The sequence below is a fragment of the Spiroplasma endosymbiont of Sarcophaga carnaria genome (genome assembly GCF_964019595.1).
In the GTDB taxonomy this organism is placed as follows: Bacteria; Bacillota_I; Bacilli_A; order Mycoplasmatales; family Mycoplasmataceae; genus Spiroplasma; species Spiroplasma poulsonii.
The window spans coordinates 263,375-276,237 of sequence record NZ_OZ026456.1 but is presented as its reverse complement, the minus strand read 5'-3'; the positions used below and the strand labels follow the sequence as shown (position 1 = coordinate 276,237).

17 protein-coding genes and 1 pseudogene are annotated in these 12,863 nt (G+C 27.5%); 16 read left to right on the top strand and 2 right to left on the bottom strand.

What is annotated here, in order from left to right:
- The first annotated feature begins 5 nt into the window (after window positions 1–5).
- From AACK91_RS01790 to AACK91_RS01720, 15 genes are all read left to right on the top strand, one after another.
- Window positions 6–1,379, top strand: a complete 1,374-nt coding sequence (locus AACK91_RS01790; protein WP_338963653.1) for a rhomboid family intramembrane serine protease — start codon at window positions 6–8, stop codon at window positions 1,377–1,379.
- Window positions 1,367–1,864 carry a dCMP deaminase family protein gene (locus AACK91_RS01785; protein WP_338963652.1) on the top strand — a complete coding sequence of 166 codons (498 nt, stop codon included), beginning with the start codon at window positions 1,367–1,369 and terminating at the stop codon, window positions 1,862–1,864. The genes AACK91_RS01790 and AACK91_RS01785 overlap by 13 nt, the downstream gene beginning before the upstream one ends.
- A 282-nt stretch (window positions 1,865–2,146) precedes the next feature.
- Window positions 2,147–2,302 (top strand): hypothetical protein, encoded by a 156-nt coding sequence (locus tag AACK91_RS01780; RefSeq protein WP_338963651.1) that lies wholly within the window; start codon window positions 2,147–2,149, stop codon window positions 2,300–2,302.
- Between the two features lie 69 nt (window positions 2,303–2,371).
- The gene (locus AACK91_RS01775; RefSeq protein WP_198049139.1) at window positions 2,372–2,662 is read left to right on the top strand and encodes a hypothetical protein; all 291 of its coding nucleotides are present in this window, start codon (window positions 2,372–2,374) and stop codon (window positions 2,660–2,662) included.
- Window positions 2,662–2,904: a hypothetical protein gene (locus tag AACK91_RS01770; protein WP_127092443.1), complete on the top strand. Its 243-nt coding sequence runs from the start codon at window positions 2,662–2,664 to the stop codon at window positions 2,902–2,904. The genes AACK91_RS01775 and AACK91_RS01770 overlap by 1 nt, the downstream gene beginning before the upstream one ends.
- 194 nt (window positions 2,905–3,098) lie before the next feature.
- Entirely contained in the window at window positions 3,099–3,686 is a 588-nt protein-coding gene (locus AACK91_RS01765) for a hypothetical protein (protein ID WP_338963650.1), read from the top strand.
- A gap of 270 nt (window positions 3,687–3,956) precedes the next feature.
- A complete protein-coding gene (locus tag AACK91_RS01760) occupies window positions 3,957–4,463 on the top strand; it encodes a hypothetical protein (RefSeq protein WP_338963649.1) in 507 nt (168 codons plus the stop codon).
- A complete protein-coding gene (locus tag AACK91_RS01755; RefSeq protein WP_338963648.1) occupies window positions 4,441–4,779 on the top strand; it encodes a hypothetical protein in 339 nt (112 codons plus the stop codon). Before AACK91_RS01760 ends, AACK91_RS01755 begins: the two co-directional genes overlap by 23 nt.
- A gap of 159 nt (window positions 4,780–4,938) precedes the next feature.
- The gene (locus AACK91_RS01750; protein WP_338963647.1) at window positions 4,939–5,247 is read left to right on the top strand and encodes a hypothetical protein; all 309 of its coding nucleotides are present in this window, start codon (window positions 4,939–4,941) and stop codon (window positions 5,245–5,247) included.
- Complete coding sequence (locus AACK91_RS01745; RefSeq protein WP_338963646.1) at window positions 5,247–6,293, top strand: hypothetical protein; 1,047 nt, start codon at window positions 5,247–5,249, stop codon at window positions 6,291–6,293. The genes AACK91_RS01750 and AACK91_RS01745 overlap by 1 nt, the downstream gene beginning before the upstream one ends.
- A complete protein-coding gene (locus AACK91_RS01740; RefSeq protein ID WP_338963645.1) occupies window positions 6,283–7,905 on the top strand; it encodes a hypothetical protein in 1,623 nt (540 codons plus the stop codon). Before AACK91_RS01745 ends, AACK91_RS01740 begins: the two co-directional genes overlap by 11 nt.
- 2 nt (window positions 7,906–7,907) lie before the next feature.
- A complete protein-coding gene (locus AACK91_RS01735; RefSeq protein ID WP_338963644.1) occupies window positions 7,908–9,635 on the top strand; it encodes a hypothetical protein in 1,728 nt (575 codons plus the stop codon).
- Window positions 9,636–9,687: 52 nt separating this feature from the next.
- Entirely contained in the window at window positions 9,688–10,245 is a 558-nt protein-coding gene (locus tag AACK91_RS01730; protein ID WP_338963643.1) for a hypothetical protein, read from the top strand.
- A 30-nt stretch (window positions 10,246–10,275) separates the two neighbouring features.
- Window positions 10,276–10,686, top strand: coding sequence for a hypothetical protein (locus AACK91_RS01725; protein WP_338963642.1), 411 nt, complete (start codon window positions 10,276–10,278; stop codon window positions 10,684–10,686).
- A 53-nt stretch (window positions 10,687–10,739) separates the two neighbouring features.
- On the top strand, window positions 10,740–11,117 hold the full coding sequence (locus AACK91_RS01720; protein ID WP_338963641.1) for a lipoprotein: 378 nt from the start codon (window positions 10,740–10,742) through the stop codon (window positions 11,115–11,117).
- A gap of 14 nt (window positions 11,118–11,131) precedes the next feature.
- On the opposite strand, the pseudogene AACK91_RS11555 reads toward AACK91_RS01720, so the two are convergent.
- Together AACK91_RS11555 and AACK91_RS01715 are read right to left on the bottom strand one after the other, a co-directional pair.
- Window positions 11,132–11,221: pseudogene (locus tag AACK91_RS11555) on the bottom strand (hypothetical protein); the annotation flags it as partial.
- 44 nt (window positions 11,222–11,265) lie between these two features.
- Entirely contained in the window at window positions 11,266–11,865 is a 600-nt protein-coding gene (locus AACK91_RS01715) for a DDE-type integrase/transposase/recombinase (protein ID WP_338963640.1), read from the bottom strand.
- A 359-nt stretch (window positions 11,866–12,224) separates the two neighbouring features.
- Between AACK91_RS01715 and AACK91_RS01710 the strand changes: the two genes are divergently transcribed.
- Complete coding sequence (locus AACK91_RS01710) at window positions 12,225–12,851, top strand: hypothetical protein (RefSeq protein WP_338963639.1); 627 nt, start codon at window positions 12,225–12,227, stop codon at window positions 12,849–12,851.
- The last annotated feature ends 12 nt before the right edge of the window (window positions 12,852–12,863 follow it).

The following is a 12,863-nucleotide window of genomic DNA, read 5'->3' as shown; positions in this document are numbered from 1 at the left end:
AAACAATGAGTTTTGATAAAGACAAGTTATCATTGGTTGATTATTTTCTTAAACAAGAGAAATATAATGTTTATAAAAATAAACCCCGAGGTAATAATAATGTTTATTTATATAAAGTTGATAGTAAAGAATTTCAAATAATTAAAATTATTGATGATTTTAGTGGTGAATTTAAAGAATATGTTAGTGTTGATGAAGTGGTCCAAGATTTAAAGGCTTTTTTAAATAAAAAATTTCAACGAGTAAAACTTTCTATTTTGTCAGTTGTTTTAATTGAAAATCGTTCGCAAGTTTATAAGGAAGATAATGGGGATGTTGTTTTATTTGTTGATAGACATAATCATCTTGACCGGTTAAGTCATTATTATCCAAAAATTACAATGTTAGAAGATAACAATGATGATAGTTCAATGGCGGGGATGTCACCAGAAGAAATCTTAGATGGAATTAAAGATCCAAATAGTAAATTAACAAAAAACTTAAAACAATTAAGTGATAAGTTAAGTGTTAATAATTTAGGGGTGACATGAGTTTTAATTGCGTTATTATTAATTATTCCAATTGTTGGGATCTTTTTTGGAGCGCAAATTTTTAACACGAAAGACTTAAGTACCAATGCCACGGCCCTTGTTTACGGGGGTATTACCCGTGATTTATTAATTTGAAGTAATCAATGGTGAAGATTATGAACTTATATTCTATTTTCTGGTAATCCATTTTTGGTTGTTTTCAACTTATTTATGATTTTTAGTGTCGCTCGTTATTCTGAAGCATTATTAGGACGATGATGGTTAGCAATTATTTTAATTTTTGGGGTGCCATTAGCAGGGTTATTTTTAGCCGCAGTGTTACCAAATTGAATTTTTGGTGGGTCAACAATTTTATTAGCAATCTTATGGGGTGCTTTATTTAGTTATAATTATGGGAAAGATGATTTAGGAGCGCTAATTGCAAATCAACGAACACTAGTTGTAGTGATGTGATTGTTATTAATGCCATTATTTTTAGGTTATTCATATTACTTAATTAATTTCGTTGGTTTTTTCGCGGGTAGTGCCATTGGTTATTGTTTAGAGTTTAATCGCACAAATCGCATCAATTGAACAATGTTGTATCCTGTTTTGGTTGTTGTTGTGATGATTGCTGTGATTGCTGTTACTTTATCGTGACGACGTTATGTGCCACCATATAATGGTGATGTTATTGATGCTTTAATAAGTTATTACCGCGCCGGTTTAGTCAGTCGGGGCAGCATTGAAAATATGTTGGGTAATTATTATTTCTATCCAAAAAATAATTGACCAAATTTCTTAACATCTAATCAGCAAACAACAAAGGATATTATCAATATGTTTGGAATGGTTTTATGACACCGTTAACAGCACAAAAACGGACTGATTACTTATCGTGAGATGACTTTTTCTTAAGTGTGGCGCATGTTTGTGCGATGCGTAGTAAGGACCCGCACACGCAAGTTGGTAGTTGTGTTGTTAATCAAATTGGTCAAATTATTGCCACTGGTTATAATGGCTTACCACGTGGTTTAAATGATAATGAATTTCCCTGAGCACGGGAAGGAGAATATTTAGAAACAAAATATCCTTATGTTGCGCATGCGGAATTAAATGCCATTTTAAGTGCTCATACTAACTTAGAAAATTGTCGGATTTATACAACCTTATTTCCTTGTGCTGAATGTGCTAAAATTATCATTCAAGTTGGAATTAAAGAAGTCATTTATGATGATGATAAATATGTTGGTATTGATGATAACAAAGCAGCCAAACGAATGTTTGACCAAGCCCAAGTTAGCTATCGATCGTTACCAGTTATTAGTATCACTGTAACGCGCCAACCAAAATAAATATTAAACCATTTTCTTATTAACTATTAATTAGAAAGGTTCTTTTTGATAAATGAAAAAATATTTTACCGATCGCAAGTTATTTATTTACCGAATTATTGGTATTATGCTAATTTTTATTTTTTTAGTGTGTGATTTTATTTTAGTTTTAAAAACAAAGAGTGGGATTTATGGCCAGCTATCATCATATGGGGAACGGTTGTAAGGTACCATACACATTTAAGAATTTAGCATAATACCGCGTAAAAGCGGTTTTTTACGTTTAAGAAGGAGAAATGTGGTATGGAAAAAATTAACAGTATTATTAAACAAATAGAACAAGTAAAACAAATATGTGGTGATGATTTTAAAAAATGACCTAACAAAATGGCACATGAGACATTAAAAATTGTTTATGAAGAATTAAAAGAGGCAATTGATAATGGCAAAATATTGTAAAAAATGTCAATGTCCAGTAAATACGATTGATAGCGATTTATGTTTATTTTGTAAGGGAGGATACTAATAATGGCAAAAACAGTTATACAAATAAGCCAAGAGCAACAAATATATTTACAAGAAAGTTTAAGCAATAAAACATATAAAGATGTTTGTGATGAATTTATTGAATTATGTAAAAAATTAAGTTTAGATGATTATGAAAAAGGTAAATCAATGATGGAACATTTTAATAATTTTATCAATGCACAAATAGTAGGAAAACAAGAACTTTTAACTTGTCAACATTGTATTAATGCAAAAGGTAAAATTAGTGAATTACCTTGAAATAAAGAAATTCAAAATGAGAATATAAAATAATGACAATAAAAGAATTTAATTATAAATATAAAAATGGATATATAGTTAAAAAATTACCTAACTCAGAGAAATATTTATTCCTATATGTTATAGGCAATGACGATTGAGATTGAATTGCATGAATTACTGAAGATTATTTTAATTCTACAGGACATTGAATTGAACCTGAAGTAGTTAAAGACTTTATATCAATTAAATTAAAAGGAGAAAAAAATAAATTACAAACAATTATTGAATTATAAATTTACTAAAATAAAAAAGCTAGGAAAAAATTATGAAGAAACTATGAAAAAAAATAAAACAACTAAAAGAAATTAAAAAAATACATCAATATGCTGTTAAGTGAGCAGCAGATATTCCACATATTAAATTTAAAAAAAGTGCAACATAACTGTTGAAAAATTAATTATTTTTAATTAGAAAGGGGTTAGCTACAATGGAAAACATAAAAATTTGTGAATCTGGTTGATATGATCGAAGTAGGAATTTTGCTAAAGACTTTGATTTTATAAAAGAGTTTAGCACTAATTCTGAAACTAAAGAAATTTATAAACCTTACAAGCAAAAAGATAAAAATAAAAATATATCTAATTATCGAATTCATAAAAGTTCTATGCAAAAATATAATAATTGTGGCCAAAAAATAATTAGTTACATTGTTAAAACTCCTGAGCGTTGAATTATTTTTCCTGGTTCTTTTGTTCATAAGGATAAATTTAAAGATGATTTTTTAATAGTTGGAATTGTTCCACAATTTATTTATTATACTCGAACAAATAGAGAAGCTGCACATGGAATTCCAAGTATTAAGAAAAAAGGATTTAATATTTTTGTTGATTTAATTGAATTAGAACAATATGATCATAAAACACAAATTGAGGCTAATAATCAATTAACAAAAATATGAAATAACAATCAAGAATGAATTAATAAGCGTATCGAAAATAATGAAAGAATAAAAAAACTTGCTGAAGTGCAAGAAAAAAAATTATCAAACCAACCTGTAACCTACCGTGGTGCATAATATAAAATTAATGATAACCCTGACAGTAATAATGATCCTCCAACCATTGTTTTTGATAATGACGACAATATTTTATGAGATTAATGATAGGAGAGGGAATTTAATAGAAACATACGTCTATGTGTAAATTATAACACAATAGACTATTTTTGCGTAAATTGTTATTTTTGCTTTGGCAAAATATTATGATATTCTTGTTCACATAAAATATACAAAAGAAATCACAGAAAGGTACACATAAAAGTCACGAATATTGATATGGAGGTTTTTATGAAACAACAAAGTTATTTTCCTAGTTTCTCAGTTGGGATAGATCCAGCTGGAATTGGAACTACTGGTATTTTTATTAAGACAATTGGAACACGATTTCCCCACTATAAATATGTCCAAGTAAGGTGCAGTAATCCAACGGATTCAGCAAATGAAATTTTAACTATTATCAATAATTTTAAAAATAAACATCATGATTTATCTTTAAATGTGGTAGTAGTTGAGAATTTGCACATGGGTCCTGAAAAAATGCGTGAGGTGCGTGCAACCCGTGAGTTAATTGGAATTTTAAGATATGAATTGCAAAATAAAATGCAATTACATTACCCAGCTGATAAAAACAAGGAAATTATTAAAAAAGAACTTAAAGAACGAACTACTAAAAATGAGCATTCAATTCATGCAAAAGCAATTTTAGAGGCACATTTTAGGGAAAAAGAATTTGGATATAAATGTGAAAAATACAATTGGGAGGTAATTGATTATGGCACAAAGAAAAATTGATAATAAGATGTTGCTATCAGTATTTGATGGCATTGTTGCAGTTTATAAAAAAGATTTATTAAAAGAAAAAATTAATGGTGTTGAAGTTGATGTGATGAGTATGCAAATTCGTTGAGGTTCCAGTTATGGCTGAATTAAAGAAACTATTTCAAAAAATATAACTCAGTTAAAGAAATTTGAAGTTAATGATGTAATTCACATTAAAGGCTCTTTAACTAATATTTTTAGTCGATATTATAAAAATAATTTGTTAGTTATTAATAATTTAATTGAAATTGATAAAGTAGGTAGGTTGGATCGTGCATATCATAAAAAATAAGTAAACCTTGACAAATTAAGAAAAATAGTGCATCTATATGTACCAGGAGGAATTATTATGGCCAATATAATTAAAAAATTAAAATTAGATGATAAAGGTAATCCAATTTTAAATGATAAAAAATAATTTGAAATTGAAGAAGTTGATTTAGACTCTTTAATGGCAGATGAAATAAAAAAACAAGTTAATGAACAAGGTGAAAAATTAGCAGAAGAAAAAGCTAAAGAAATACCCACTAAACAATTAGAAGATCAAACTACTAAAACGAAAACTGAAAAAGAAGATAGTCTTGCAGTTCTTGAAAAACAATTTGCAGAAATTCAACAAGGAATTAAAGGAAATCAAGGTTTAGGATTTACTCAAGAAAATAAACAGTCTGATAACTTAAATGTTAATAATAATCAAGAATCAAATTCTTCAATGGGAATTGATTTACAATCATTCAAAATAGTGGGAGGTAGTGAATAATGGCAATTACATTAAATAATATTCAAACTTATTTTAAGGATAATTTTAAATTAAGTAATTTATATGGAAGATCTAAATATTCTGTTTTATTCCCTAATGAGTTGCAACAAGATGGTGGTGGATGAAAAGCCGAAGTTTACTTACCAATTATAAATGAATCAATAACACAAAAAGATTGAGATCCTAATTTAGGTTTTACGGAAACTTATGTTACAGAAGACTTTAAAAAAGTACAATTAGATCAAAATTTTACTGTTTATAATCGAATTGCTAATCAAGATAAATTGGCATCAAATTGACCAGCTAATAAATTAACAATTACTGATTCACAAAAAGCTAAAATTTTAGATAAATATATTATTAAAGTTTTATGCACAAACGTAGCAAATAAAATTACAAGTCCAATTAAAATTACAAAAGATAATTTTGTAACTGAATTAAAACGTTTACAAGCATTTGTTTTAGAAAATGATATTCATTTAGAAGATTGTATTATTTTTATTGATCCTGAAGTCGTAAGTGCAATGATTAATGCTAAAATTCAATATTCAAAAGCAACAATTGAAGGAACTTTGGCAACAATTACTTCCGCATTAGGATTTAATTTTGTTGAGGCTCCAATTAAACAGTATGGTCATTTAATGGTACCAATTGCACCACAAGCAATGGCATGAGTTCTTGCTATTGATGTGCCACTACAAGCGGGACAGTATACTCAAGGAAGATATTTGGGTCAGTTATTTATTGCCAATAATGAATTTTATTATGGTGAAGTTGTTCAAAATAAATTTTGATTTTCATATCCAGACCCTGATTATGTGCCACCATCATCAACAAGAGTAACAAGAAGTATTGAAAATGTTGAACAATTAGAAAATGCAAAAAGATTAGCCTTATATTTAGTTCTTGAAGCTTATGATGGTGTCCCTTACACTAAAGAACGTAGTGAATATGTTAAAAAAATTAATGATGCAAATAAATTAGATGATGTATATAAAACTAAAGAAGAAGCATTTAAGTTTTTAGACACTAAAAATGCCTCGTAAGATTTTAGATCAAAACTTAATAACGTATAAAAAACGGATTGTTTATCAAACGCCTCAAAAAGCAAAATCATTTTGAGAACTATTATTAGCGATGATTGGTCTACAAGTATTAGCAACAGTTTTAGGGTTTTTAACTGCTGGAATTGGGGCAGGAATAATTGAGGGTTTAGGTGCATCTCAGTTGTTTATTACAACAGGAAAAGTTTTTATTAGTGGAGTTACGAATTTTTTAGTAATGGAAACAAATGATGTTATCAATAACAATGTGAGTTTAAAAAATACGTTATTAAATTTGGCTTTTTCATTTAATGATTTTGGTAAATTAGGACGAGGTTTAAAAGCTCAAAAAATTATTAAAATTGCTAATGAACAATGAATTTTCAAGCAATTGGGGATTAGTGCTAAAGTTAAAAACTTTATGCAAATTAGAAATAAAGTTGCTTTATCCGAAATTATTACTAAAAATAAAGTTGTAATTCGTTTTAATAAAACTGTAACAGATGAACAATTACTGCAAACAATCGCTAGCATTGCTGATGCTGAATTACGAAAACAGTTAAAAAATCTTTCTGCTGATTCAATTCGCGATTTATTGGCACTTCAAAAAACGATTTATAAATTAAATCCTAGCTTAATTCCAAAATATACTAATTTAGATCTTAAAAAATATGATAGTTATTTACAAAAGTCGGCAGGTATTTCATTAAAAGATTTTGTTAGAATGAATTATTATGATTCGATTGCAATCATTACCGACTTAGCTACTAAAACAAAAATTGGAAATACTACCTTGATGAAGATTAATCAATATCGATTAGAAAATCAATTTTGAAATCAGCTTTATAAAAGATTTATTAAAGTTAAGGGAAAAGTTAATTCATCAATTAAAAAAGCAAATCCATTTTATTGAATTGAAAAAGCTTTAAATACTGTTTTTGAACCAATTAAGAAAAAAATAACCCAATTATCTGAAAAAGTTTCACAGACCATTACAAAAATTTTTAAAGTTGATCCAAAAAAATTATTGTATCAATCATTAATTTCATATCAGCCTGATTCATTTTTATTAGGTTTTAAGTTTGAACCTTTAGGAATTAGTGGAGAAGGAATTATTGAAATTCATAAAAAAGATTATATTTCTAAAAAAACAGGCATTGTTTCAAAATATCGTCCAATTAGAGCTTACACAACTTTACTTGAAGTTGAACAATTCGCTGTTTCACAACATCAAAACACTTTTTATCGTGAAAATTGACAATTAGGATTTGGTTATTCACAAAATGAGTTTCAATTATTATCTTTTTTAAGTCCAAAAATTGCTTCAATTTTTCAACAAAATATTAATTTTTTCAATTCAATTAAATCGTTGTATCATGTTGCAAAAAATTTCAATGTTAACAACTGGGGTGAAAATCAAGTTAATAAAATGTATAAAAAAATTTTTAATACTAATTTTAATTTTTTATTAGGAGCAATCCCCAGTTTAAAATTTTTTACACCAGTAATTAAGAATTTAATTATTAATCATCAATATAAAAATGGTCAAGTTGTTAAAATCTTATCATCAAAAGTAGGTTCACATCTAAATCGACAATATATTAGGGGGATATAATTATGGAACTTAATCAATTGTTAGAAATAACTTCATATAATGATTATTTTAATAATTGGAGAAGTACGGTAGGTCAATTTTCTAAATTAACGTCATATCAAAAATCTTTAGGATATGCGACTCCAGAGGAATTTTTTAACGCGCAAATGATTACCGCACAACAAATGGCCAATGAGAAAATTGGTAATATGATTGATAATCCTAATTGATTTAATTCACGTGATTTACCAGCAATTACACAGGAACATTTAAAACGTTTTACTTACCGGGCAATGGATTATTTACCCGTTAACGATTATGTTGTTGTCGAAGATGATCGTGTTAATATATCAATTAGCAATGGTAGTCGAACTGATTCAACAGTTAAAACTCCTAAATTAACAATTGATGGTTTATTGGGTGATTTTGCATGAAGAGCTTGACGAGCAACCGGTCTAGAGCATCTATATTCAACTTATTTAGCAAAAAAGAATGAGACACCATTATTAGACCCGAAACAGTTTTATGACAAACAAGAAATTGATGCTTTCTTATTGGAAATAGATAATACAATTCAAGAAGAACATAGTTTTGCTGAAATTGAAACAACAAAAAACCGTGATTTAATTGTTAAAATAGAAACTGAATTAACATCCGAAATTAACCAAAAGCAAAATATTGCTGATCAAATTTTATATCAGCAAGCAACTGATGATGAAGGTCAACCAGTTGGACCTATTGAAAAACTAGGTCAATTTGATGAAATTTTAGAAATTAGTCGTTATCCAGCAAATGCCGTTGTCACAACTCCCGAAGGTAAAAAACGTGCAATTTTAAATCATAACATTTTGGGTGAAGTTAAAGATGCTATGGTTGTTCAGTCAACTTCTGATAGTGATTTAGTAAATGCAATTGGACGTGTTTGAGGATATGGTGTTGAAAATGATGTAATGCAAGCAAAAACTGATATCGCCAAAAATACAACTGATATTACAAATAACAAAAGTAATATTGGTGATATTACTCAATTAACGACAGATCAAAAAGATAATTTAACAAATGCTATTAATTCGACAAATGATAAATTTGATTTACTAAAGAATAATCTTTATAAAGATGTTACTGATTTTTTTAAGACAAAAGGTAGTTTATTAGATATAAATAAAAAGTATTTAATTGTTGCTTTTGGAATAATAAATAATAAAGAATTATATTTTTGAAATTTTGTTAAACCAAATTATCAAGAAGTTTCACCAGGAGTAAAAACTAGTCAAGACATTTTTTTATCGTCAGAGACTAATGTATCTTCAACTCAAGCTGGCGTTATTTCAATTAAAACATCTTGAGTTAGTATTAGTTTTCCAATTGATGGTGCAATTGCAAGAGAAGGTATCATAAGTTTAAGGGGAAATAACTGTACTTTTGATGTTACAAAAAGCCAAATGACTGATAGTAAAAATTTATCAGGTCAAATTTCAGAATTTAGTGTATATGAATATAATGGTCAAGGAATACCATTGCCAATAACATTTGATAAACCTATTTCAAATCAGAAAATTAATTTTACAATTCCCTATTGAGAAAAACAACATGAACTAGAATTAGCAGAAGAGGAAAGCAAACGATTAAAGAGAGAAAATGCTAAATTATCTGATATTAAGCCATTAGAAGACCAAATTAGCGAAATTAAACCTATTGTTGATGGATTTTTTTTATACAGCAAAAAGATGAGCATCGAATGAAAACATTAGGGTTACATCCTTACTATAAATATTACAAAAAAAATGAAGGAGATGACTCATAATGGCAGATACAAAATTTAATTTATTTGAAAGTTTAAATCCAAAACCCATTTTTGATGGCTTGAAGAAATTATTTAATGTAGGGCAGTGAAAAAATAAATATCTTGATGAAAGAGATAATCGACAAAAAGAACTAACAAATGAGTTGCAGTTATCAAAAGAAATTTGTGAGTTAAAAATTAAACGTCAAGCAATGTTTCGTTATTTTGGCCATATTCCATATTTATCAATTTTCTCAATTTTATTAGTGGCTAGCCAATACAAATGATTTGGAGAGGGTTTATCTCCAATTTATGATACTCATAATTTTATTACTTTAAAATTTGGAGAATGGGGTGGTTACCCGGTGGAATATTTAGGAATTTGAGGAATCTGTAAAGTAACTAATAATCCATTAACTAGAAAATTATATATTGGTAAAGGTTTTCAACATCTTTATCGGTTACCTGCTTATTTGATTACAATACCAATTTGAACAATGTTCAATAAGAAAATTAAACAAAAAGAAGATTTATGAAATGAAAGAAAATTAAATTCATTGACAAATCAAGAAAAATAGTGCATCTATATGTACCAGGAGGAATTTAAAATGATCAAAAATAAAAAGCGTAAAATTAGAAATTATACTATTACCGGAGTATCGGGAATAACAGGATTAGGAGTTGCTGAAGGAATTTTCTATGGAATTCCAAAACTGAGTCAAATACTACCCGGGTGGGCAATTGCTTTATTTATTTGCTTAATTATGCTCTTAGCAATGTTATTTGCATTTTTAGTTTTATCATACATTGCTAATATTCGTGATGCAGAATTGCGAAGACGATTAAAAACTGAGGAATTATTACAATATGGTGATCAAATTTCACGCGCTAATGGTTTACAAGGATTAATTCCAGATGATGATAAAACCAGTCTACTTAATAAGCAAAATGAAATTAAATCACAGTTGTATGATCGTGAACAACACGAAAAAGCAATGAAAATGAAAAAGAAATTTTAGTTGGATTATTCCAACTTTTTCTTTATAATTTAGGTAAAGGAGGAAATTGCGGTATGAAAAAAATTTTATCATTACTAGGAGCAGTAAGTTTAGCTAGTACAGTTTCTTTTTCAGTTGTGGCATGTAATAACAATGAAGACGATAAATGATTAATAATTATGCCACCAGATTGAATAAATAGTGATCCATTATATAAAGTTTTAAAGACAGATGTGAAATCATATAATTTAGTAGATCCATTGCCACCAGGGCCACGTTGTACAATTTTAATCTATTTAGTAGATTCAACAACAAAAAGATTAGATAATGTAACAGGTGGAATTTGCTCAGAATACTGAGCTCCAAATATTTTTAAACAACTAACTTGGTTACAGACCAACTGTATAGGAGTTTTTAATTTTAATGATTTATGTGGGCGAACATTGTTATAATAATTAAGAAAGGTTTCTGCAAATTTTCGTAAATCTTTAAGTCCGGAACATTTTGACTTAACTTGATAAAAAAATTTATTTCAATTCTGATGAAATCTTTCAATTTTCCCGTTTGCTTCGGGAGTTCGAATAGGGGTAGTTTGATGTACTATCCTTTTTTATTTAAAAATTCTGTAAATTCACTTATTTTTCTTGTTGGATGTTTATGTAAATTAGAAATATATTCAGTTCCGTTATCAGTACGAATTCGGGTTACTTTAATGCCTATGTCAGCAAAACGTTGAATCGCTTTTCTAGTAGCACCAATAGCATTAGTAACACCTTTTGAATCATAGATATAACCAATTGCAAAACGTGATTTTTCGTCAATAAAATCAAAAACATAATAATTACGATCTAATCCAGTTAAATCTTTGGTTAAGACTTTGATATCATGTTGGATTTTTCCTAATTTTTCAACTTCATAACGTGGATGTTTAGCTGGGTTTTTATATTTTGACGTTTTTGCATTAAAAATATTATTTCAATTCATTAATGTTTTAATATTATGTTTAACTGTTTTGTCTTGATATTTAAAATGGCCAATTTTGGTTAAATAATAAAATTCATAAATTCCAGTCCCATATTCTTTTTTATACTTATATTGAATTCTTTTTGGGCGAGTTGATTTCTTTTCAAATAAAGAAAAGTTTCAATCGTTATTAATTACTTTTTTTACTTTATCACGAATTAAATAAAATTGTTGCATACCAATATAATATTTATTAATTAAATCAGTTAATTTTATTTCATTATTGTGGTAAGAATTGCATAGTTTAATATACTTTTTAATTTGTCTATAAATATATTCTTTTTGGTTACTATTTGAAGATTGATGCCATTTTTTTAAGTTTATCTCTAATGTCAAAAGATCTTCTGGGGATAATACAGAGTTATTTCTTCTCATAATATTAATATCCTTTCTAATTATTATGATATAATAATTTTGTATTAATACACAAACATACCGCAATTATCCATAAGGATAATAATGAGCTTTGCTCATTTTTTATTTACTTTTTATGAAAAATAGTGCATCTATATGTTCAGAAGAGGGGTAGTAAGTGTATGCCAAAAGTTAATAATGTTATTACAAATCCCGGTGAAATTATGAAAAAATGAGCTGAAGATCATGTTGAAATTTATAAAAATGAACAAAAAAATGCTGAAAAAGGATTTTTATATGAAAATGGAATTTATAAATTAATTTATGGTCGAGCAAAAAGTAATAAAGAAATTAAATGAAAAATTAAAAATGGCCAAAATCAAGAGAATAAACCAGTTCGTGATTTATTTTTAAAATATTTACAAAAGGGTAAATTTGAGCTTAAATCATGAATGGCTAAATATCGCTCAGGACGATATGGAATTTATAGTTTAGTTATTAATAAAGTGCAAACTGAAAGTGTTGATAAAAATGGTATTGCTATTACTGAACCAATTATTTTACCAGCCTTTGTTAATTGTAAAAATACTCGAAATGGTGAAATATTTGAGGTTTCAGTTAATTATCAAGATAATATTATTCATAGTTTATCATTATATACTTTAACTGAAGTTTATTCAGTTAATAATAATAAAGTTAGTGTTACACGTAGTGTCTGGGACATTCAAAAGACCCGAGAAATTAAAAAACCAAAAAAAGAATTATCGCCAGCAACTTATGCAAATTATCGTTTTGATCGAATTGAATAATTATCACAAAGT